The organism is Micromonospora sp. NPDC049102 (assembly GCF_043197485.1).
Classification (GTDB): Bacteria; Actinomycetota; Actinomycetes; order Mycobacteriales; family Micromonosporaceae; genus Micromonospora.
Genome location: NZ_JBICTE010000028.1, coordinates 1 through 22,013 on the forward strand (window position 1 = coordinate 1; position 22,013 = coordinate 22,013).

At 67.9% G+C, this 22,013-nt stretch carries 18 protein-coding genes and 1 pseudogene; 9 read left to right on the forward strand and 10 right to left on the reverse strand.

What is annotated here, in order from left to right:
- The first annotated feature begins 100 nt into the window (after nucleotides 1-100).
- The 3 genes from ACGFH9_RS23335 (at nucleotide 101) to ACGFH9_RS23345 (ending at nucleotide 1,327) form a co-directional block, all read left to right on the forward strand.
- Nucleotides 101-256: a hypothetical protein gene (locus ACGFH9_RS23335; protein WP_393222797.1), complete on the forward strand. Its 156-nt coding sequence runs from the start codon at nucleotides 101-103 to the stop codon at nucleotides 254-256.
- A 53-nt stretch (nucleotides 257-309) separates the two neighbouring features.
- On the forward strand, nucleotides 310-732 hold the full coding sequence (locus tag ACGFH9_RS23340; protein ID WP_393222974.1) for a DUF6346 domain-containing protein: 423 nt from the start codon (nucleotides 310-312) through the stop codon (nucleotides 730-732).
- A gap of 190 nt (nucleotides 733-922) precedes the next feature.
- The gene (locus ACGFH9_RS23345; RefSeq protein ID WP_393222986.1) at nucleotides 923-1,327 is read left to right on the forward strand and encodes a hypothetical protein; all 405 of its coding nucleotides are present in this window, start codon (nucleotides 923-925) and stop codon (nucleotides 1,325-1,327) included.
- A 6-nt stretch (nucleotides 1,328-1,333) separates the two neighbouring features.
- On the opposite strand, the pseudogene ACGFH9_RS23350 reads toward ACGFH9_RS23345, so the two are convergent.
- The 5 genes and pseudogenes from ACGFH9_RS23350 to ACGFH9_RS23370 form a co-directional block, all read right to left on the reverse strand.
- Nucleotides 1,334-1,797, reverse strand: a pseudogene (locus ACGFH9_RS23350) (alpha amylase C-terminal domain-containing protein); the annotation flags it as partial.
- 174 nt (nucleotides 1,798-1,971) lie between these two features.
- On the reverse strand, nucleotides 1,972-2,502 hold the full coding sequence (locus ACGFH9_RS23355; RefSeq protein WP_393222799.1) for a DUF6036 family nucleotidyltransferase: 531 nt from the start codon (nucleotides 2,500-2,502) through the stop codon (nucleotides 1,972-1,974).
- Complete coding sequence (locus tag ACGFH9_RS23360; RefSeq protein ID WP_393222802.1) at nucleotides 2,499-2,891, reverse strand: hypothetical protein; 393 nt, start codon at nucleotides 2,889-2,891, stop codon at nucleotides 2,499-2,501. Before ACGFH9_RS23360 ends, ACGFH9_RS23355 begins: the two co-directional genes overlap by 4 nt.
- A gap of 59 nt (nucleotides 2,892-2,950) precedes the next feature.
- Nucleotides 2,951-5,053: a 1,4-alpha-glucan branching protein GlgB gene (gene glgB / locus ACGFH9_RS23365; protein WP_393222805.1), complete on the reverse strand. Its 2,103-nt coding sequence runs from the start codon at nucleotides 5,051-5,053 to the stop codon at nucleotides 2,951-2,953.
- Nucleotides 5,041-7,302 carry a maltotransferase domain-containing protein gene (locus ACGFH9_RS23370; RefSeq protein ID WP_393222808.1) on the reverse strand — a complete coding sequence of 754 codons (2,262 nt, stop codon included), beginning with the start codon at nucleotides 7,300-7,302 and terminating at the stop codon, nucleotides 5,041-5,043. The genes glgB and ACGFH9_RS23370 overlap by 13 nt, the downstream gene beginning before the upstream one ends.
- Nucleotides 7,303-7,436: 134 nt before the next feature.
- Between ACGFH9_RS23370 and ACGFH9_RS23375 the strand changes: the two genes are divergently transcribed.
- The gene (locus ACGFH9_RS23375) at nucleotides 7,437-7,676 is read left to right on the forward strand and encodes an AbrB/MazE/SpoVT family DNA-binding domain-containing protein (protein WP_145785773.1); all 240 of its coding nucleotides are present in this window, start codon (nucleotides 7,437-7,439) and stop codon (nucleotides 7,674-7,676) included.
- Nucleotides 7,669-8,121 (forward strand): type II toxin-antitoxin system VapC family toxin, encoded by a 453-nt coding sequence (locus ACGFH9_RS23380; RefSeq protein WP_357065543.1) that lies wholly within the window; start codon nucleotides 7,669-7,671, stop codon nucleotides 8,119-8,121. Before ACGFH9_RS23375 ends, ACGFH9_RS23380 begins: the two co-directional genes overlap by 8 nt.
- A 148-nt stretch (nucleotides 8,122-8,269) precedes the next feature.
- On the opposite strand, the gene ACGFH9_RS23385 is transcribed toward ACGFH9_RS23380, so the two are convergent.
- Nucleotides 8,270-8,497: a winged helix-turn-helix domain-containing protein gene (locus ACGFH9_RS23385; protein WP_393222812.1), complete on the reverse strand. Its 228-nt coding sequence runs from the start codon at nucleotides 8,495-8,497 to the stop codon at nucleotides 8,270-8,272.
- A 242-nt stretch (nucleotides 8,498-8,739) separates the two neighbouring features.
- On the opposite strand from ACGFH9_RS23385, the gene ACGFH9_RS23390 reads away from it, so the two are divergent.
- Together ACGFH9_RS23390 and ACGFH9_RS23395 are read left to right on the forward strand one after the other, a co-directional pair.
- The gene (locus ACGFH9_RS23390; protein WP_393222815.1) at nucleotides 8,740-8,937 is read left to right on the forward strand and encodes a hypothetical protein; all 198 of its coding nucleotides are present in this window, start codon (nucleotides 8,740-8,742) and stop codon (nucleotides 8,935-8,937) included.
- A gap of 16 nt (nucleotides 8,938-8,953) precedes the next feature.
- Entirely contained in the window at nucleotides 8,954-10,153 is a 1,200-nt protein-coding gene (locus tag ACGFH9_RS23395; RefSeq protein WP_393222818.1) for a helix-turn-helix domain-containing protein, read from the forward strand.
- Between the two features lie 641 nt (nucleotides 10,154-10,794).
- On the opposite strand, the gene ACGFH9_RS23400 is transcribed toward ACGFH9_RS23395, so the two are convergent.
- The gene (locus tag ACGFH9_RS23400; RefSeq protein ID WP_393222820.1) at nucleotides 10,795-12,075 is read right to left on the reverse strand and encodes an Ltp family lipoprotein; all 1,281 of its coding nucleotides are present in this window, start codon (nucleotides 12,073-12,075) and stop codon (nucleotides 10,795-10,797) included.
- A 158-nt stretch (nucleotides 12,076-12,233) separates the two neighbouring features.
- Nucleotides 12,234-13,439, reverse strand: a complete 1,206-nt coding sequence (gene glgA / locus ACGFH9_RS23405; RefSeq protein ID WP_393222823.1) for a glycogen synthase — start codon at nucleotides 13,437-13,439, stop codon at nucleotides 12,234-12,236.
- A gap of 72 nt (nucleotides 13,440-13,511) precedes the next feature.
- Between glgA and glgC the strand changes: the two genes are divergently transcribed.
- Both glgC and pgm read left to right on the forward strand, forming a co-directional pair.
- Nucleotides 13,512-14,744: a glucose-1-phosphate adenylyltransferase gene (gene glgC / locus ACGFH9_RS23410; protein ID WP_278138510.1), complete on the forward strand. Its 1,233-nt coding sequence runs from the start codon at nucleotides 13,512-13,514 to the stop codon at nucleotides 14,742-14,744.
- A 31-nt stretch (nucleotides 14,745-14,775) separates the two neighbouring features.
- Nucleotides 14,776-16,419, forward strand: coding sequence for a phosphoglucomutase (alpha-D-glucose-1,6-bisphosphate-dependent) (pgm, locus tag ACGFH9_RS23415; RefSeq protein WP_393222825.1), 1,644 nt, complete (start codon nucleotides 14,776-14,778; stop codon nucleotides 16,417-16,419).
- A 64-nt stretch (nucleotides 16,420-16,483) separates the two neighbouring features.
- Here pgm and ACGFH9_RS23420 read toward each other — a convergent pair whose 3' ends face one another.
- Together ACGFH9_RS23420 and ACGFH9_RS23425 are read right to left on the reverse strand one after the other, a co-directional pair.
- Complete coding sequence (locus tag ACGFH9_RS23420) at nucleotides 16,484-20,668, reverse strand: hypothetical protein (protein ID WP_393222828.1); 4,185 nt, start codon at nucleotides 20,666-20,668, stop codon at nucleotides 16,484-16,486.
- A 246-nt stretch (nucleotides 20,669-20,914) separates the two neighbouring features.
- The gene (locus tag ACGFH9_RS23425) at nucleotides 20,915-21,826 is read right to left on the reverse strand and encodes an NAD(+)/NADH kinase (RefSeq protein ID WP_393222978.1); all 912 of its coding nucleotides are present in this window, start codon (nucleotides 21,824-21,826) and stop codon (nucleotides 20,915-20,917) included.
- Between the last annotated feature and the right edge of the window lie 187 nt (nucleotides 21,827-22,013).

Genomic DNA, 22,013 nt, shown 5'->3' on the forward strand with positions numbered 1-22,013 from the left:
TGAGACCCTAGACAAGTCACATCGTTCCAGATCAGAAGGCACTTTCGCGTCCCCGGGACCGCCGCCGCGCAGCCCTTAACGAAGGGCCGAGGCTAGAGACGTGATCAAAGCAAGCTATTCCCGAGAAGCCGTCGCGGGGGCCACCGTGGCAGGGCTCATGCCCGGCAGTATGGGTGACGTCATGAATTACAACCCGTTCCAGCCACAGAACGGTATTAATGCCGTCGGTGGAAACATTGGCGGTTGGTTCTCTTGAGTCAGGCGAGATCCGGCTTCAGTCCCATGGACTCGGGCATTCGCGATCGCGAGATGGGACTGTGGGAGACCTTGGGGCCTGTCGGGTATCGCCTGCGCTCCGTCGGAGGTGCTGCCCTGCTCGCGTTGGCCGCAGTGGTGATCTTCCTCCTCGGCATGACCGCGACCAGCCTTTTTCCAGGCAGCGGCGCCGTCTACCAAGGGCCAGGGGAACATCCGGTACGTGTAGTAGTGGCCGATTGCCAGCGCGTTGGCCCGATCAGTCACCGAGGCCTCGGTTACTGGTGGGAGTGCGATGCGCTGGCGACCGCAGCGGACGGTACGTCCCGGGAGGCCCGGATCGGACGGTCCGTCGTCAGCCCGAAGATCGAGGCCGGACGGTCGAGTTACAAGAGGGTTGCCGTGACGAAAATTCCTTTACCGACTGCACGTATGGCAGGCCCACCAGTAGGTGGATCGAGGGAGTTGTGCTGCTGATCAGCAAAGTGGGTTGGTTGGTTGCGATCGGCAGTGGCTTAATGGCTTTGGTGTATCTTGTCCGGGCCATCCTCGGCGCGCCCCGATATTGTCGGCTTCTCGGCAGTGAGAGTTCGACCAAATGATCATGGAGTGATCCTGCTCAACCGTTGCAAGGGTTGAGCAGGATCACTCCAGTAGGAGGGGAACTATGGCAAGGACTTTCCAGCAGAGCACGCTTACAGTGACGTTGCGCCACCCTGTTGCCACCTTCCTCTACCAAGCGACCAAGCCTCGCATCCGTCTCGACGGCGTGGACGTAAAGACGAGCGGCTGGGGCGTGCAACGTATCCCGATCATGCCGGGCGAGCACCGGCTCGACGTCTGGGTGCCATACGTCATTCCCAGACGTGCGGGCCGGGCACGACGCAACATCACCGTTACCGATGGACAGGATCTGGCACTGGAGTACATGGCACCCACGATGACCTTCGCCCGCGGGTCACTCGGCGCACCCGGTGAACAGGCGTCGACTGGTTACTCGACCGTCATGGTGTTCAATGTCATTGCGGTGATCGTGGTGGTGGCGGCGCTCGTCGCGCTCGCGCTCACTTGATCTCCCCCTCAGCCAGATGACGCCCAAAGGCGGCACCTGTAGGGCCGCGGACGCCACCAGACCGGCCACGGCATGTCCTGGGCGTGCACCTCGCCCAGGTTGCCCACGCCGGACCCGCCGTAGTGGTGCGCGTCGGTGTTGAGCACCTCTGTCCAGGTTCCGCCTGCCGGGAGCCCGATCCGGTAGTCGTGCAGCGGCGACGCGGAGAAGTTCGCCACGCACACAAGCGTCGAGCCGTCCGGGGCGATCCGGACGAACGACACGGTGTTGTTGGCGACGTCGTCGCCGGCGATCCACCGGAACCCGGCCGGCTCGGTGTCCTGTGCCCAGAGCGCCGGGGTGTCCCGGTAGACCCGGTTGAGGTCACCGACGAGCCGCTGCACGCCGGCGCGGGCCGGGTCGTGCAGCAGGTACCAGTCGAGGCCGCGCTCCTCGCTCCACTCCCGGTCGTCGGCCAGCTCCGGGCCCACGAGTCCGCCGCCCGCCCGGAGAACCTCGCCGAGGTGGCGATCCGCCGACCGTCGCCGCCCGTACCGGCCGTCCTCGGGGCCGGTGGGGCAGAAATGCCTCCCCGCCCCGACGGCACCGGCCTGTGGCGACTGCTGCGCGAGGCCGGGCTGGTCCGACCGACGGCCCCCGCCGGGCTACCGGCCGTCGAACACGTCTTCGAGGACAAGCCTCGCCCGGCCGGGAACCTCTTCGTCTGGGAAGATCTCGGCGCAGAGGCCGAGGACCTCTTCGGGGTTGTTCAGCCCGAGGTGCTCCACGAGGAAGCGGATGTCCTCGGCGTCTCGGCGTCGTGCCGCGAGAACCTTCATGGCAAGCAGATGCTCCGGGGACGCCGCCGAGACCCGCAGGCCAGGGTGATCGAAGACTCTTGGTGCCTCCGGGTCCCCGCCAACGGCGACGTACACACTCGCCTGTTCGTTCAGCCACCACTGCGGCAGCCCTAGCTCGTCCGCGACGGCCCGCGCTTCGTCGAGGACGATGCCGTGCGGCTGAAAAACGGCGTCTATGTCCCGCGTCGCCCGGCGGGCGTCGTAGGCCAGCGCCATGGCAGCTCCGCCGAAGATGTACAGGTCGGCGACTACACCCCGCTTTGCCAGCCGGTCGCCGAGCCTGCGGAAGGCGTCCTCGATGGCAGTACGATCGAGCAGCGGGTCGTCGGCGCTCACGCGACCTTCAACTCCTGCGGGGAGATGAAGACCCCACGGCGCCGGAATGCCGCAGGCGCGTGCACCACGGCGTCGACACGGGCGGCGCGGGTGTTGAAGGGGAACCAGAACTGCCGTAGCGACCGCGTCTCGACCCACGAGGGTGCGCCGCGCCCATCGCGGGCGGAGAGATATTCCGCCAATGCCGCGAGGAAGACATCCCAATGATCGTCACCGGTTGGCGCTGGCTCCTGGATCAGCAGGCCAGCGCGATGCTCGGATGCTTCCCAGCCGTACTCCTCCAGGAACTCCGCCACCAGACGCCACCGCCTGGTGTCATCGCTCCCGACGAACAGGACACCCAGCCGTGCGATTGTCATCGGTTTGTACCTCGCCGCACGATTGCTCACGGCGTCAACGCTAGTACAGGTCAGCGCCGATCAGCCGTAAGCCCTGCCCCCTTCGAGGGTCAGCCCTGGCGGAGCCAGATGACGCCCAGCGGGGGCACCTGCAGGGCCGCGGACGCCACCAAACCGTGCCACGGCACGTCCTGGGCGTGCACCTCGCCCAGGTTGCCCACGCCGGACCCGCCGTAGTGGTGCGCGTCGGTGTTGAGCACCTCTGTCCAGGTTCCGCCTGCCGGGAGCCCGATCCGGTAGTCGTGCAGCGGCGACGCGGAGAAGTTCGCCACGCACACAAGCGTCGAGCCGTCCGGGGCGATCCGGACGAACGACACGGTGTTGTTGGCGACGTCGTCGCCGGCGATCCACCGGAACCCGGCCGGCTCGGTGTCCTGTGCCCAGAGCGCCGGGGTGTCCCGGTAGACCCGGTTGAGGTCACCGACGAGCCGCTGCACGCCGGCGCGGGCCGGGTCGTGCAGCAGGTACCAGTCGAGGCCGCGCTCCTCGCTCCACTCCCGGTCGTCGGCCAGCTCGGAGCCCATGAACAGGAGCTGCTTGCCCGGGTGCGCCCACATGTACGCCAGCAGCGCCCGGACGTTGGCCAACCGCTGCCAGGTGTCGCCGGGCATCTTGCCGGCCAGTGAGCCCTTGCCGTGCACGACCTCGTCGTGGCTGATCGGCAGCACGTAGTTCTCGCTCCACGCGTACGCCAGGGAGAACGTGAGCTGGTGATGGTGGTGCTGGCGGTAGATCGGGTCCTTCGACGTGTAGAGCAGGGTGTCGTGCATCCAGCCCATGTTCCACTTGAACCCGAAGCCCAGCCCGCCGCCGGCGGTGGACTGGGTGACCCCCGGCCACGCGGTGGACTCCTCGGCGATCATGACGACCCCGGCGTGGTGCTTGTAGACCGTCGCGTTCACCTCCTGCATGAACGCGATGGCCTCCAGGTTCTCCCGACCGCCGTACTGGTTGGGAGCCCACTGGCCCTCCTCGCGGGAGTAGTCCAGGTAGAGCATCGACGCGACCGCGTCGACCCGCAGCCCGTCGACGTGGAACTGGTCGCACCAGTAGAGCGCGTTGGCAACCAGGAAGTTGCGCACCTCGCGGCGGCCGAAGTCGAAGACGTAGGTGCCCCAGTCGGGGTGCTCGCCGCGCCGAGGGTCGGGGTGCTCGTAGAGCGGGGTGCCGTCGAAGCGGGCGAGGGCCCACTCGTCCTTGGGGAAGTGCGCGGGCACCCAGTCGAGGATCACGCCGATGCCGGCGGCGTGCAGGGCGTCGACGAGGTGGCGGAACTCGTCCGGGTCACCGAAGCGGGACGTCGGCGCGTAGTAGCCGGTCACCTGGTAGCCCCAGGAGCCGCCGAACGGGTGTTCCATCACCGGCAGGAACTCCACGTGCGTGAAGCCCAGCTCGGTGACGTACGCGGTGAGCTGGTCGGCCAGCTCGCGGTAGCCGAGGCCGGGCCGCCAGGAGCCGAGGTGCACCTCGTACACGCTCATCGGCTCCTGGTGCGGCTGGCGCTCGGCGCGCCGGGCCAGCCAGTCGGCGTCGTTCCACCGGTACGTCGAGTGGTGCACCACCGAGGCGGTGGCCGGCGGCACCTCGGCGTACGCCGCCAGGGGGTCGGCCTTGTCCCGCCACTGCCCGTCGGCACCGAGCACCCGGTACTTGTAGCGCGCACCGACGCGGGCGTTGGGGACGAACAGCTCCCACACGCCGCTGGAGCCGAGTGACCGCATCGGCCAGCCGTCGTCCGGACCCCAGCCGGTGAAGTCACCGATCACCCGCACCCCGCGCGCGTTGGGCGCCCAGACGCTGAACGCCACGCCCTCGTCGAAGACCCGCGCGCCGAGCACGTCCCACAGCCGCTCGTGTCGACCCTCGCCGATGAGGTGCAGGTCCAGCTCGCCGAGGGTGGGCGGGTAGCGGTACGGATCGTCCTGCGCCGCGCCGTCGACCTCCACCCGGTAGTCGAGCACGGTGCCCTCGACCTGCGCCTCGAAGACGCCCAGGTCGTGCACCCGCTTCATCGGGTGGCGCTCGTCGCCGACGAGCAGCGCCACGTCGCCCGCACCCCGGCGCATCGTGCGGATCGTGGTCGATCCGTCGGCGGGGTGCGCGCCGAGCAGCGCGTGCGGGTCGTGCGTCACGCCGGTGATCAGCTGGTCCATCGGTCGTCCTTCGGGGCGGCGTCGGTCGGTGCGGAGGCGGACGGGCGGGGCGCGGACGGACGGCCGGCCGAGGACTGGGCGGCAGCCGCACGGGCCGCGGCGCGGGATGCCAGGATGGCCGGCGTCGCCGCCCCGCTGGCCGGGGTCACCGCCCCGCTGGCCGGAGTCGGCGGCGCGGTGGCCGGGTTCACGGGCTCGGTGGCCGGGGCCACCGGGGCGGTGCCGCCGGACAGCTCCTCCGGTACGTCGGTGACGGTGAGGTCCGCCGGTTCGACGCCGGCCGGCTCGGGCACGGCGGGCAGCTTCGGGCGGCGGACGGTCAGCACGTGCGCCGGTTGCAGGTACGGGTCGAGCCGCACCGCGTTGCGCTGCCCCCAGTCGTAGCTGGTGCCGGTCAGCTCGTCGTACACGGTGAACCGCTCGTGCCAGTCGAACCCGAGCGCCGGCATGTCGAGCGTGGTGTTGCCCCAGTGCACCTCGCGCGAGTCGAACGAGCAGATCACCAGCACCGTGTTGCCGGTCGCCGGGTCGTGCTTCGACCAGCACAGCAGCGCCGGGTTGTCGATCTCGTGGAAGCGCAGGTTGCGGAGCTGGTGCAGCGCGGGGTTGTCCCGGCGTACCCGGTTGAGGGTGGTCAGGAACGGTGCCAGCGAGCGGCCCTGCGCCTCGGCGCCGGCCCAGTCGCGGGGGCGCAGCTCGTACTTCTCGTTGTCCAGGTACTCCTCGGCACCCGGCCGGGCCACGTGCTCGAACAGCTCGTAACCCGCGTACAGGCCCCAGGAGGGGGAGAGCAGCGCAGCCAACACCGCCCGGATCTTGAACATCGGCGGCCCGCCGTGCTGCAACGAGGAGTGCAGGATGTCCGGCGTGTTCGGCCAGAAGTTGGGCCGCATGTGGTCGGCCGACTCGACCAGTTCCTCGCAGTACTCCCGCATCTGCGCGGCCGTCGTGCGCCAGGTGAAATAGGTGTACGACTGCGTGAAGCCGATCTTGCCGAGCCCGTGCATGATGGCCGGCCGGGTGAACGCCTCGGCCAGGAACAGCACGTCCGGGTCGACCTTCTTGACCTCGGCGATCAGCCAGTGCCAGAAGTCGAACGGCTTGGTGTGCGGGTTGTCCACCCGGAAGATCCGGATGCCCTCGCCCACCCAGTGCAGCACGACACGCAGCACCTCGGCCCGGATGCCCTCGGGATCGTTGTCGAAGTTGACCGGGTAGATGTCCTGGTACTTCTTCGGAGGGTTCTCCGCGTACGCGATGCTGCCGTCGGCCCGGGTGGTGAACCACTCCGGGTGCTCGGTGACCCACGGGTGGTCCGGCGCGCACTGCAACGCCAGGTCCATCGCCACTTCCAGGCCCTGTGCGGCAGCCGCCTCGATGAACGCCCGGAAGTCTGCCGGCGTACCCAGGTCGGGGTGGATCGTGTCGTGCCCGCCCTCGGCGGCGCCGATCGCCCACGGCGAGCCGACGTCGGTCGGACCGGCGGTGAGCGCGTTGTTGCGGCCCTTGCGGTTGATCCGGCCGATCGGGTGGATCGGCGGCAGGTAGAGCACGTCGAAGCCCATCGCCGCCACACCCGGCAGCCGCCCGGTGGCGGTGGCGAAGGTGCCGGAGCGCCCGCCCGCCGCTCCTTCGGAGCGCGGGAAGAACTCGTACCAGGCCGAGAAGAGCGCCCGCTTGCGGTCAACCCAGAGGGTGTACGCGTCACCGACGGTCACCAACTCCCGCACCGGGTGCTCCCAGAGCAGGTCGGCGAGGGCCAGCGCCGGCCCGACGCGCTGCGGCAACGGCAGGTCGGTGGCCGCGAGGGCGGTGAGCGCGTCGGCGACGCTCGCGCGGTCGGCGGCCGGCACCAGGTCCCGGGCAGCGGCCAGCACCCGCGCGCCCTCGGCGAGGTCGTTGGCGAGGTCTTCCGGACCCTGCCCGGCGGCGATCTTCTTGGTCACCGCGTTCTGCCACGTCAGGTACGGGTCTCCGAACGCCTCGACAGTGAAGGTCCAGGAGCCGACGGCGTCCGGGCGGATCACGGCGTGCCAGCGGTCCTGGCCGGGCTCGCCGGGGCGCATCCGGGTGAACGGGCGCTCCTCGCCGTCCGGGCCGGCCCACACCACGTTGCAGCCCAGCGCGTCGTGCCCCTCCCGGTAGGCGCGCGCCGACACCGGAACCGGCTCGTCGACGACCGCCTTGGCCGGGTACCGCCCGCACGAGACGACGGGGGAGACGTCTTCGATCGGGAACCGTCCAGTCACCCCGCCAACCTACTGCGCGAGATCAGTTCGCGCGCGGCCAAGCACCTCAGAGCCCGTCCCCACGACGACATCACACCAGACGCGCGTCGAGAGGTGTCACGTATCGTTGGTATTACGTGACGGAGGTTCGGAGCATGCGGTTGAACAGCAAAGGTCAGGTGACGATCCCGGCGGCGCTGCGGGCTCGGTACAACCTGCATGAGGGCGACGAGGTTGATGTGGTGGAGGAGGGCGGGGCCCTCCGCATCGTGCGCGTGCACGGTGCCGACACCCGGGGGGAGCGCCTCGTGCGCCACATGCGGGGCCGGGGGAGCGCCAAGGAGACCGAGCACATGTCCACCGAGGAGCTGATGGAGTTGCTGCGTGGTGAGTGATCGGCTCCGCGCGGTGCCGCCACGTCCGCCCGAGGCGGTGACGACCCTGGTCGACACCAACGTGCTGCTGGACATCCTGACCGATGACCCGAAGTGGGCGGAGTGGTCCGGGACCGCCCTCGCCGAGGCCCGTGACGCGGGCTATCTGGTGATCAACCCGATCGTGTACGCCGAGGTGTCGGTCCGCTTCGACCGCATTGAGGAATTGGACGAGGCGCTGCCGGCTGGGGACTTCCTTCGCGAGGAGCTTCCGTACCTGGCAGGCTTCCTCGCAGGCAAGGCCTATGCGCGATATCGGAGGCTGGGCGGCGCGAAGCGGTCGCCGCTTGCCGACTTCTATATCGGCGCGCATGCGGCCGTGTGCCGTTACAACCTGCTGACCCGTGATGGGGCGCGATACCGCACGTACTTCCCGACACTGACGCTGACCACACCCGGCGACTGACCGCCCCCGGGCCCATGGCCGGGGCCGTGGGCGCCGACCGCCGTCGAGATCCACACGGGTTCAATGTAAGCGCGGCATCGACGCGACCCGGATGCGGCGGTTTCCTGAAACCCGAGTGGATCTAGGCCGGGCGAGGGGTTGAACGGAGTCAGGCGGGCGGGTTCGGTGCCACGAACGAGCCCTTGCCCTGGTGTACCTCGATCCAGCCCCGCTCGTCCAAGATCCGCAAGGCCAGTCTGATCGGCGTCGCGCTGGCTCGGTACTGGTCGCCGAGTTCGGCGATGGACGGCAACTTGTCGCCGGGCTGGAGCGTGCCGGACTGGATCGAACGGATCACGTCATCGATGACCTGCTCGTATACGGGTTGTCTCGGCATGGCAGGGCCACCTCTCGTCAGCCCTCTGAGCATGCCATCGAACATGACACTCTGTGCATCCTGTGTTGACTCTGTACTCACTGCACTCTAAGTTGGCTTTGAGGTTCTCTCGTCAGCAGCGGAGTACCTCCACATGGTCAGGGTGGGTGGTGCCCCCGTGTCACCCACCCTGACCTGCGCCCCCGTCACCCACTACCTCCATCAACCACTGACCATCTCCGTCGCGCCGCTAGGAGGCACAGTTGGACGAGCGTCTGCCGGATGGGCCGCTGCCGCCCGCGTACCCGGTTGCCGGGGCTCGGCCTCCGCAGCCGGACGGAGATCGGGTGCCCGGTCCGCCCCGGCCGACGCGGGCACCGCTGACCCGGCGGCAGTACTCCTACGGCATCGCGATCGCGGTGGTCGTCCTCCTGTTGTTTGTGGTGGGGGTGCTGCGGTGAGCGGGACGGGCCGGCGGTGAACGAGCTGCCGGTGGGTCGCCGGGTCGCGCAGTGGCGGGTGCGGCGCAACATGACGCAGCAGCAGTTCGCCGACCGGCTGGGCAAGACGAAGAGTTGGGTGGACAAGGTCGAGCGTGGGGTACGCCGGCTGGAGCGGGTGTCCAACCTCCGGGAGGTCGCCGAGACGCTCCGCATCGACGTGGAGGTTCTGCTGGCCACCCGGCCCCGGCGGCCGACTCCGGTCGCCGCCGGGGTGGATGGGATCCGGACGGCGCTGGCGCGCTATCACCTACCGCGCACGACCAGGCCGCCGTTGGTTGAGGAGTTGCCTGCCCGGCTGGACCATGCCGAGCAGAGTTATCGGCACGCCCGGTACCCGGCGTTGCTGGCACTGCTGCCCGGCTTGCTCGACGCCGTCCGGGAAGCGCACGCAGCCCGCGAAGCTCAGGCCGCCTGTCCCGGCGGAACGGATGCGCTGCTGGTGTCGGTGTACGCGCTCATTGCCCTGGTGCTGGTCAAGGTCGACCAGGGGGAGTTGGCCTGGCTGGCCGCCGACCGCGGCATGGCCGCCGCGCTGGCGACCCAAGATCCGCAGTTGGCCGCCGTCGCCACGGTGTCACTGAGTCAGGCCCTACGGTCCCATGGTCGACGGCGATCCGCACTGGAGGCCGCGCTCGTCGCCGCTGCCCGTGTCGGTGCCCCTGGTGGTGAGCCCTCAGTCAGCTTGGCGCTGCGGGGGACGCTGCTTCTCCAAGCCGCTCTCGCCGCCGCAGCCGGGGGAGACGAACGCCGCGCTCGCCAGTCGCTCGACCAGGCCGCAGCGATCGCACTCGACGACGGCGGCGGCTGCGAAGCCAGCGCCGATAACGGCTCCGCCGGCGCGAGCTATGGCGGTGTGGGCTGTGGCGGTCTGGTCCTCCGTGTCGGTGTCGGAGGTTTTAGTCATGCGGTAGTCGAGGCGGCTCGGGTGGTGGCCGAGGCGGCCCTCGGCGACGTCGCTACGGCTGTGGGTCGGCATGAGCGGCTGGTGACCGGTGAGGAGTGGCGGTGGCTCCCGCTTGAGCATCGGGCCGCGTACCTCCTCGACGTGGCGCGCGCTCACGCCCGGGCTGGCGATATGCTTCCGGCAGGTCGGATGTTGCTCGTTGCGGAGCGCACCGCGCCCGGCGAGGTCTACGACCGTCCGGCGGTAAGGAAGCTGGTCGCCGTCGTGTGACGGTCGGGCGACGCGCCGGCCGGCCTTGCGCAACTCGCCGCCACCTTTCACGTTCCGTGAACACGTCCCGCATCCGGCTGCCCGCGTTGTCGGCGCCACGTTCGGGTCGCGGGGAAGACCTGATCCGAGCGCCCCACGAACGGAGCAGGTCGACAGCACAATCCACCAGCGGGCAGCGGGCAGCGGGGTCGTCGGCTATCTGCGTCGGTGGTAGCGGTTGCGGCGGGAGTTGGTCGGGGTCGAGCCAGGCGGGTGGAATGAATTCGGGGTGGCCGTCGCCGCCAAGCTGCACGACCCAGTCGCTGCGGTGGAAGTGTTAGTGGTGATGGCCGCGGAGCAGCACGGCGTTATCGAGGCTGGTGTCGCCGCCGTCGGCCCACTACCGGATGTGGTGAGCATTGCGCCAGTCAAACGGGTCGATTGTCACATGGGCACTGTCATCCCCCGGAAGCCACGACAAGCTGCCAGACGCCCCGCATGGCTGCGACCCAGTCGGACCGGAGGTGCGATCGATTGAAAAGCCCAGACCTGGGTCATCGGGCCGTCGTTGATCAGCGCTCTGCGGAGTGCTTTCCTTGCGGGATGACCGCCAGCAACGCAGGTATGGAGAAGGAGAACACGCGTTGCTAACGCTGAGTGGATTAGAGGCCTGCCTGGCTGACTCCATGGACGGCCTCCGAGTTGGTAAAGCCAGCACCGCTGTCGGAGGACAGCTGCTCGATCAGCCCCTTGCGGGAGAAGGCGCTGGTCGCAAGGTAACTTCTGGCCGAACGAACGGCGTTCTCCAGCTCCGCCGGCAGGGGCTTAGCGGAAGGGAACTCAGTGGCGGATTTGAAGGCCGAGGGCGCAGTTGTCGGGTCCCTGCTGGACTCTGCGCCTGTGGCGATGAGGGGCTCGATACTCGGATTGTCAGCCGAAACCATGGCTGCGGGCGCGAGGCGTTCCAACAGAGCGAACATGACCTGTGCTGAGGCGTGGGCGGCGAATTGTTTGTAGCGGTCGTCCTTCTCGGTGTCGGCGTGGTCCATTACGCCCTTGACAACAAGCCAGTGAAGTCTCTGTTCATGGGCGACGGTCGCGATGGTTGCGGCCTCCATCTCGACGGCGGTTATCTTCCGCATCCCCATGGCCTTTATCCGGCTCCAGACGTCGGAGTCGGCGATGACCGAACTTCCACTGGCCATTGGGGCGGTAAGCACGCGAAATGGAAGACGCTGTGGACCCTCGGCGTCGTCGTAAAGCCGTCGCTGCACGAAGTCTGATCCATAACCGGTCAATACAGCGTCGCCTGTCGATTCGCGGCGAATCATGCCTTGTTCCTCAAGTCGCGTCAGTCGGGGCTGCCAGGTTCCACTCGGAAAGTACTGGCTGCGTGCGGGATGATTGCGCGGTTGCTGCCCTCGGTGCAGCTGTTCGAGGAACCAGAGCGACGCTTCGTCTTCATTGGCGTCGCCGAAGCTGGTCACACTGCTGGCGAGGAAATCCTGCGCGGCGCGCTGCCAACGGGGGTCCAGTCGGAATTGCCGGTGATCGCCCTCGAACCCGGATGCCGATTGCTTTCCTTCATCCCATTCATAAACTGGCTCTCCGATCACGATGTCACCTAGCGCTGTGTCTGCGGGATTGCCGGCGCATACGCCACACATGACCAAGGACGTCGGCCGTATCCCATGGACCAGCGAGGCAGTAAACGGTCCGGTAGTCCGACCGCCCATCTGCGTCGGCCGGGCCAACGCCACCGTGAACCGGGTTCTGCCGTCGACGCGGTACTCGCCCCACGAAAACGGCGGGACACCGTCTCGGTCGACTTCCTCCCAGTGGTGCACCCCCGAACCAGATGGGTTGCTCGCCAAGCCGGCCACCTTTGCCGCCTCAAGCTCCTCTGGCAATGCCGCAATCACCAGCACATCGGCGCGGTTCATTCTTTCCTCATTTCGAGTCCACGAAGATTCCTCGCTGCGCCACGAAGCAGGCGATCCCTCGTGCGCGTAGCAGTTTGACGGCGCGTCGAGCTGCTGTTCTGGTTATGATCCACTCGGCGTGCATGTCCTCTCGGTGGGGACGCGGTCGTCGGTCTTCCTCAGGCCGCGCCGACGGAGCGGTACACGTCCAGGGTCTGACCGGCGATGGCGTCCCAGGAGAAGTGGTCCACCGCGCGCTGGCGGCCGGCCAGGCCGAACCGCTCGGTGCGCGCCGGGTCGGCCAGCAGCGTGTTGATCGCCGCCGCCAGGTCGGCGACGAACTTCTCCGGCTCCAGCGGAGTCCCGGAGCCGTCGGTGGCCTGCTCGATGGGGACCAGCAGGCCGGTCTCACCGTCGGCCACCACCTCGGGGATACCGCCGGTCGCCGTCGCCACCACCGCCGTCTCGCAGGCCATCGCCTCCAGGTTGACGATGCCCATCGGCTCGTACACCGAGGGGCAGACGAAGACGGTGGCGTGGGTGAGCACCTGGATCACCTCGGGCTTGGGCAGCATCTCGGCCACCCAGACCACGCCGGAGCGCGTGGCCCGCAACTCGGCCACCAGGTCTGCCACCTCGGCGGCGATCTCCGGAGTGTCCGGCGCTCCGGCGAGGAGCACGAGCTGGGTGTCGGCCGGCAGCTCCCGGGCGGCCCGCAACAGGTAGGGCAGCCCCTTCTGCCGAGTGATCCTTCCCACGTAAACGACGCTGGGTCGGGACGGGTCGACGCCGAGCCGGTCCAGCACGTCGGTGCCGGCGTCCGGGGCGTACTGAATGGTGTCGATGCCGTTGTAGACCACCCGGACCCGGTCCGGGTCGATCTGCGGGTAGGCGGTGAGCACGTCGTTGCGCATCCCGCCACTGACCGCGATCACCGCGTCGGCGGCCTTCATCGCGGTGCGTTCGATCCACGAGGAGAGCGTGTAGCCGCCGCCGAGCTGCTCGGCCTTCCACGGCCGCAGCGGCTCCAGGCTGTGCGCGGTCACCACGTGCGGCACCCCGTGCAGCAGCTTCGCGGTGTGCCCGGCCAGGTTCGCGTACCACGTGTGGCTGTGCACCACGTCGGTGCCGGCGGTGCCGGCGGCCATCTCCAGGTCCACGCCCATCGTCCGCAGCGCGGCGTTCGCGCCGGTCAGGCCGGGCGGTTCGGTGTACGCCGTGACGCCCGGCTCGGTGCGCGGCAGGCCGAAGCAGTGCACCCGTACGTCGGCGCGGTGGCGCAACTCCCGAGCCAGGTACTCGACGTGCACGCCCGCGCCCCCGTAGACCTCCGGCGGGTACTCGCGGGTGAGCAGATCGACGCGCAGCGGGGTGGGTTCCGTCATGACCCCGCACCCTAGTGCAGAAGAGTCCCCGTACGAGTGGTGAAGTGGGACGCGGGTGGATAGCGTCGGGGCATGGCTGCCAAGGTGCTCGCGATCGTCCTGGCGGGTGGGGAGGGCAAGCGCCTGATGCCACTCACCACGGACCGGGCCAAGCCGGCCGTCCCGTTCGGCGGGATGTACCGCATGGTCGACTTCGTCCTCTCCAACCTGGCCAACGCCGGCTATCTCAAGATCGTCGTGTTGACCCAGTACAAGTCCCACTCCCTCGACCGACACATCACCAAGACCTGGCGGATGTCCACGCTGCTCGGCAACTACGTCACCCCGGTGCCGGCGCAGCAGCGTCGCGGCCCGTGGTGGTTCGCCGGCTCGGCCGACGCCATCTACCAGAGCTTCAACCTCATCAACGACGAGCAGCCCGACTACGTGATCGTCTTCGGCGCCGACCACATCTACCGGATGGACCCCCGGCAGATGGTCGAGGACCACATCGCCTCCGGTGCGGCGGTCACCGTCGCCGGCATCCGCCAGCCGCTGTCGATGGCCGACCAGTTCGGTGTCATCGAGGTCGGCGAGGACGGCCGGAAGATCCGGGCGTTCCGCGAGAAGCCCACCGACGCGGTCGGCCTGCCGGACGCGCCGGACGAGATCTACGCCTCGATGGGCAACTACGTCTTCACCACCCGCGCGCTCTGCGAGGCCGTCGAACGCGACGCCGCCGACAAGAGCAGCAAGCACGACATGGGCGGCAGCATCATCCCGATGCTCGTCGAGCGGGGCGAGGCGAACGTCTACGACTTCCGCGACAACGAGGTGCCGGGCAGCACCGATCGGGACCGTGGCTACTGGCGGGACGTGGGGACGCTCGACTCGTTCTACGACGCGCACATGGATCTGATCAACGTGCACCCCGTGTTCAACCTCTACAACTTCGACTGGCCGATCTACACCGAGCAGCCGCCGTGGCCGCCGGCGAAGTTCGTCCACCAGTGGGGTGAGCGGGTCGGTCGGGCGGTCGGCTCGATGGTCTCCCCCGGGGTGGTGATCTCCGGCTCGCTGGTGGAGAACTCGATCGTGTCGCCGAAGGTGCGGGTGCACTCGTGGGCGCACGTCGAGGGCTCGGTGCTGATGGAGGGCGTCGAGATCGGCCGACACGCGGTGGTCCGACGGGCGATCCTGGACAAGAACGTGTTCGTTCCCGAGGGCGTCGAGATCGGCGTCGACCTGGAGAAGGACCGCCAGCGCTACACCGTCTCCGACAACGGCATCGTGGTCATCGGCAAGGGCCAGAAGGTCGAGCCGTGACCGACAGGTACTCATCGAGGAGGATCCCGCAGTGACCCATCCCCGTGCCGGCCAGCCCGCCGAGCCCGCCGACCTGGTCGACGTGCCGCGCCTGGTGACCGCCTACTACGCCGAGCATCCGGACCCAGCGGACCCGGCGCAGCAGGTCTCCTTCGGCACCTCCGGCCACCGCGGCTCCAGCCTGCGCAACGCGTTCAACTCCGACCACATCCTGGCGGTCACCCAGGCGCTCTGCGACTACCGCCGCGAGCAGGGCCTGGACGGGCCGCTGTTCCTCGCCCGGGACACCCACGCGCTGTCCGCCCCGGCCGCCGTGGACGCCCTGGAGGTGCTCGCCGCCAACGGGGTCACCGTGCTCGTCGACAGCCGCGACGGCTACACCCCGACGCCGGCGCTGTCGCACGCGATCCTCACCCACAACCGGGGGCGGACCAACGGGCTCGCCGACGGCATCGTCATCACCCCGTCGCACAACCCCCCGGACGACGGCGGCTTCAAGTACAACCCCACGAACGGCGGGCCGGCCGACACCGACGTCACCCGGTGGATCCAGGACCGCGCCAACACGATCCTGGCCGCCGGGCTCAAGGAGGTCCGACGGATCACGTACGCGCGGGCCCGGGCCGCCGACACCACCGGGGAGTACGACTTCCTCGCCCACTACGTCGACGACCTGCCGGCGGCCATCGACATCGACGCCATCCGCGACGCCGGCATCCGCATCGGCGCGGACCCGCTGGGCGGTGCCAGCGTGGCGTACTGGGGCGAGATCGCCGAGCGGCACCGGCTGGACCTGACGGTGGTCAACCCGACCGTCGACCCGACCTGGCGGTTCATGACCCTCGACGGCGACGGCAAGATCCGGATGGACTGCTCGTCGCCGAACGCGATGGCGTCGCTGATCGCCGCCCGCGCCGACTACCAGATCTCCACCGGCAACGACGCGGACGCCGACCGGCACGGCATCGTCACCCCCGACGGCGGGCTCATGAACCCCAACCACTTCCTCGCGGTGGCGATCGGGCACCTGTTCCGCACGCGCGCCGACTGGGCTCCGGCCGCCGCCGTCGGCAAGACCCTGGTGTCGTCCTCGATGATCGACCGGGTGGCCGCCGACCTGGGCCGGCCCCTGCTGGAGGTGCCGGTCGGGTTCAAGTGGTTCGTGCCCGGCCTGCTCGACGGGTCGGTCGGCTTCGGCGGCGAGGAGAGCGCCGGGGCGTCGTTCCTGCGCCGCGACGGCTCCACGTGGACCACCGACAAGGACGGCATCCTGCTCTGCCTGCTCGCCTCCGAGATCCTGGCCACCACCGGGCGCAGCCCGAGCGAGCACTGGGCGGAGCTGGCCGAGCGCTACGGCGCGCCCGCGTACGCCCGCATCGACGCCCCGGCCACCCGGGAGCAGAAGGCCGTGCTCGCCAAGCTCAACCCGGACCAGGTCACCGCCACGGAGTTGGCCGGCGAGCCGATCACCGCGACCCTGACCACCGCCCCCGGCAACGACGCCCCGATCGGTGGCCTCAAGGTGAGCACGGAGTTCGGCTGGTTCGCGGCAAGGCCCTCGGGAACGGAAGACGTCTACAAGATCTACGCCGAGTCCTTCCAGGGCCCCGACCACCTGAAAAAGATCCAGCAGGAAGCCAGGGCGCTTGTTGACGAGGTCCTGACGCAGGGCTGACGTAGCCCGGCGTCGAGGTGGAGCTCGGTTTTGCATGAACTGCCCTCGATGCGCTTCCGTGTCGTCAGCAGTTCATGACCGCTGCGGCGAGTTCCTCAAGATCGCCTCTGTTCTTCTCCATGGCGGGGACGTGTTGGAGGTCGGCGATCGCCTGGACCCAGTGCCCCTTCTCATCGGTGTTGAGTCGACCTCTGTGTTGATCAATGTAGGTGGCCGCGTTGGTGAACTCTCCTGCCTTGATGTCGCTGATGACGTTCAGGACGGAGATGCTGATGTCGGCGGTACCGACCGTGGTGACCATGTGGGCTAGTTGTGTGGTGGTGAGGCCACCGTCGAGGCTGGAGTTGAGTTGTCCGGCGGTTTCGAGGTTGCCCACGGCGGTGAGCAGGGTGCTGGGTCGGTCCGTTGGATCGGCGAGGGCGTAGTCGAAGACGATGTCGGCGTGGCCGCTCGCGCCGAACTCGAGCACGGGTGCGTAGCGGGCGAGCTCGGGTTGGTCGGGCACCCGTGCGATCATTTGCCGCACGTGGGTGAGGTTGTCGCGGATCTGCTGGGGTGACCAGCGCTGGCGTGCGGTGGTGAACACGCGACGGGCGGTGGCGAGGCTGGGTGCCCAGATCAGCTCGCCGAGGGTGTCCTCGACCCGCGCGACCGCCCGGGTGGGGTGGGCGAGTGTGATGGCCTGGCTCAGGAGATCCGGGGTGATCTGCGCAGAAGTGCTTCTCGATGTGTCTGGGTGGTCCTCTTGGCTGGAGGGGCGGGCCGTCCAGTAGGTATCCAGCCCGATGCTGACGGTGTTGGGCTTCCTCGTGCTGGTGTGCACGATCGCGGCACCGTATCGCCGCGTCACGGCGAGCAACTCTTCGGTGATCTTGGTCCGGCTGACGATCACTGGCAGTTGGCCGCGTTGGGCGAGTTGTTCGAGCAGGTAGTTCAGAGCGGCGACATCCGAGGCGAGCGGTTCCGTGTTCAGACGTGCGGCCCAGAGCATGACCACGGGGCGATCGACGTCGGCCATCTCGCCCAGCTGCGCGATCAACGTCTGCCGCGCCAACTCGCCGGACGCACCGGGCTCGCGGGCCACGTCAAGCACGTACAAATTGGGGTGTTCCGCGGTGACCATGTCGGGCAACCGCACTGACCAACTCGGCGCAGCGGTCGCATCGCCGACTTCCCCCTCTGTCGACGGCGCGATGGTCTTCGCCTGCGGCTGTGGGAAGTCGTGCGAGAGGGGAATTAGCGACAATCCGACCGTGCTGAGAGGCGATTTCGCCAACTGACCCGTCTGCGGGTCGATAACGGCGGCGCCGTGCTCGTCACGGATGCCGACGAGAATGTGGCCGATTCGACCGGGCTGACGCATCACTATGAACGCCCGTGCACCGGGTGCGGCGGCCCGCAGCGCCTGCACTGCCGCCTCGATGTTCGAAACGTTGTACAGCAGTTCCTGATCATCAGGCAGCCCCAACACCTGCTGCTGATAGTTCAACAGGTCAACGCCGGTCAACGGCTCGGTGGTGGTCGCCTCGTAGACGACGGCCTCCTGGTTCGGGTCCCGCATCGACATGTCCATCGATATCGCCGCGATGATGCAGTTGGTGGCGTATTCGCCGCCCTTGGCGTAACCCGGGTTGATTGCGCCCAGCCAGCCATACCGTTCACGCAGCGACTCGGCTGTGTGGTCAGACGGCACCTCCCGCGCCTCCACGCCAGCATCAATCGACCCGAAGCGCTGCTGACGGAAATCTTGCGCCGCCTGCGGGGCCTGGACACGACCACCGGACATGATCATGAGCGCGGTAGCGATCTGATCAGCCGAAAATCCGCCGTTAAAGAGTTTGTAAAGGCGCTGGGCGAAAACCAGGCTGTGCTCGTCTTCGTTCACATGCGGCGGCATGAATCCGTAGTTCAACATCAGATACGGCAGCAGCAGATATACATTCAGTCGTCCATTGCCGTCATCGAAAACGTGGCTGACGTGAAGGTTGCGAACCACCCTGCCGATCTCGCGTAGTCGGTCAAAGTCGCTATTCGCAGAGGCTATCTTATTCCGAAATTCGGTGAAGATGTGATCCACGACCGACTTCTGGTCGAAGGGGAGGAGATAGCTCAGCAGAAAAAATTTCTCACCCCTGAAGTTGTGGGCGACATGGTCCGCTGGCTGATAGGCGATGACGGGGGTTGTCGGGGTTCTCTGTCCTGTACCACCTGCCTCGATTGCCTGATAAAACTCCAGCGCTGTCGCCAGTAGCTTAGTGCCGCCGATGTGTTCTTCGAGCAAGTCTTGTGCTGGCGCTTGAGCTTGTAGTGCGAGATTGACGCCACCAATTTGCGGTGCGCCGCCGAGCCGTTCTCTACCGAGGAAGGATATGGCCATGCGATGCCAAGACCGATAGGTTTCCCAGTTGAGTTCTCGCGTATCACCCGAGAGTCGCCTATTAAGAATCGTCTGGTACGCATGCTCCATGCCTCGTTGCCAGCCGGGTGATTGATCCCTGTCGTAGTATTGTCCTGGGTTCGCTATACTCCCCTTTTCGACCATATCGACGGCATCAACATGATGCCTTGGGTCGATGTGCAACTGCCACCATCTGTCTGGTGGCAAGAGGGCGGAAAGCGAGTTCGGCGGTGCTGCCCGCCTAAGGCCTCCAGCGAGGATCTTTGCCTCCGCTTGGCGTCCATCAAGCAATCTTGCAACTACCAGTGAATCCTGTTCTTCTTCGTTCAGGGCTACGCGAGAAGTGTCGGGAGGAAGAATCTCCAAATTGACGGTCACATCTACGTGGCGTTGTCGAGCAGGCCTCGCGGAAGTGGCCTGACCCAATGAGCTCGAGAATTCCTCGAACTGGACAGCCTGTTGGATCCTCGATCGGTCCCGTATCTTCTTCCGAAGTGCCTCGGAAATGAGATCCCTGATCATTTCTGCGGGTCGGCCGGGTCCGATTCCGAGGAATTTCCTAGGCGATGGAGCATTGCTGCTGTCGCGCAGCTCAACAATTAAACGCCGGCCTGCGGGGAGCACAGCTATCGCTGGGGAGAGCCTATCGGCAAACGCGTCAATCTTAGCTTTCTCGCTCTTGGCCACACGGTCATTGTCGATGAGTATTGTCAGCCCGCGTAGATCACGCGGCCCGGGGATGCGCGGGCCGGCACCCCCGGGTAAGCCTGGCCGCTTTCCAATGAGATGCAGGAAGATCGAATCGGCTCTTTCGCGGTCCACTCGAGAGAGGCCGCCCCTGGCCTCCAGCTCGTCGAGTACCTCGGCGACACGTTCGGCCGCTATTTTCTCCTGACCGATTTCGCCGAGTTTGGCGTTGACCATGCGGACCAATTCCGCCGCTGCACCGTACGGCCGCTGCCGGCTTGGTGCCGAGGACCATTGGGAGTGCTTCGCTGAGAGCTCAGCCAGCCCTTCGCCGCTGAACATCACCGGGGTCAGGGTGAGCCCGGTCAGGTGCCGGGGTAGGGTCGCGGCTTCGACGCCGGAGGGGGTGCGGGAAAGGAGCGCGACGCCGTCGGGTGCGCCGAAAGCGAGGATGTCGGCGACTTCGCCGTACCCCGCCGGAATGTGCATCAGGACGCCTTTTCCAGGTGTCAGATTCGTCAGCTCCCGCATCAGACCGGCGATCCCGCTCTCCACGGTGCGGGTGGCCTCGCCGGTCGACACGGTGGACAGTTCGAGGCCGGTGTATCGGGCATTGAGGATCGGTTGGGGCAAGCCGACTTCGAGCCGATCGCCGGCCAACCGGAACTGGCTGGGCATCACCGGGCCCGGTAGGACCCGGCCCAGGTCGGAATGCGCACCCATGACGGTCGCGGCAGCATGCTCGGCGACGAGGTGGGACGCGGGCAGGATGAGGACATGCTCGATGGCGGCCGACGAGGCGACGTGTCCCTGCGCGTCGATCGGCACCATCCGGTCGTTCTCGGGGTCGGCCAGGGCGTTGCCGGGGACCAGGACCGGCAGACGCAGCGCATCCGCCCGGTCCTCCGCCTCTTTCCGGGCGAGCGCTGGCGCTGGCGGTGCTTGCGCCATCCGGGCGACGACGCCCAGCGGCTGAGTCAACAACGCTTCCAACACCGCGGAATCGGCCATCGCCGACGCCACGTGGATCATGTGCATTCCCGGCACCGGCCTGGCCTCAAGCACCTCGGCCGGCACTGCACCGTGCTCCTGATCGAGGAAGATGCCAGAAGGCACCCACGTGCTGAGAAACTCGGGACAATCCACCGGAGTGGTTACCTGCATCCACCTCACCCCTCGCTGAGTAGCACGAGCTTGCCATCCAGCGCGCGACCAGTCGGCGAGTGCGTCGGCCTTCCGCACGCGGGGAATCGAGAGGTCACAGCCGCTCTACAGAGGGTCCGGCGCAGTCGAGGAGATTTTCCGTGCGAACAATGTCACTTCTCTGAAGTTCCGTCGGTTCCAGTTGCGGCAGCGCTTCCAAGGTGGCGTGATGCGAATTTGCGATCAACGAGCCGGGCAGGTTGGGCTTCAGCGGCCTCGGGGATGCCGTTCCTCGTTGGGGTTCTGGAGTTCCTTGGGGAGCAGGGCCTTCAGTTGCTCCGGGAGGAAGGGCAGGTCCAGGAGGCTCATCTTCAACTGGTTGCGTTCCTGGTAGCGCAGCGGGTCGAAGCGGACCACCAGCCCGGCGTTGCGCCGGTAGCTGATCTCCACGGCGCCCTCGTCCGCCGCGTCACGGAAGACCAGTCCGTCCATCTCCACCACCACGGACGACGACCCCGGCTCCAACTCCAGTCGGATCTTCTCGTCGCCGGAGAGCACCACCGAGCGGGAGATGCCGGCCATCGGCGCGGACGGGGTGACGACCACGGCGTCCGCCGCCGGGGAGATCAACGGACCGCCGGCGGCGTAGCTGTACGCGGTGGAGCCGATCGGCGTACTCACCACCACGGCGTCGGCACGGTAGTAGCCGTAGCGCTGCCCGTCGATGGCCAGGGTGGCGGTGACGAAGCCCGAGCCGGGCCGCCGGACCAGCGCGATGTCGTTGAACGCCACGACGTCGTCGCCGCACACGTCGCAGGCCAGGCAGGCGTGCGACTCGACGGTGAAGTCCTTGGACAGCAACCGGTTCAGCGCCTCCGGCAGCGCGGGTGGCTCGATCTCGACCAGGAAGCCGAGCCGGCCCAGGTGGACGCCGAGCACCGGCTTCGGGTCGAGGATGGCGGAGCGCAGCGCGCCCAGCATGGTGCCGTCACCGCCGATGCTGATCAACGCGTCGGCGCGGACGGCCACCTCCTTCTCGGGCAGGGGCTCGACGCTGGCCGGCACGCGGTGCTTGTCCTCCGCGCGCACGAAGAGCGACTTGTGGTGGCGCGTCGCCCACCGTTCGATGATCCCGACCACCTCGGCGACATCCCGGGTGGGGTGCAGCACCAGACCCAGCCCCGACACCCGTACAGCTCACCACACCCGCGTCGGACGCGTCCGGCGTACACCCGAAGGTGGGGCGGCGGGGGCGCGGGCCCCCCGCCCCCCCCCGGCCGGGCGCGGCGCGGGCGCCCCGGGGCGGGGGGGCGCCGGCGGGGGCCCCCGGCGGGGCGCGCGGGCGGGGGGCGGCCCCCCAGCCCGC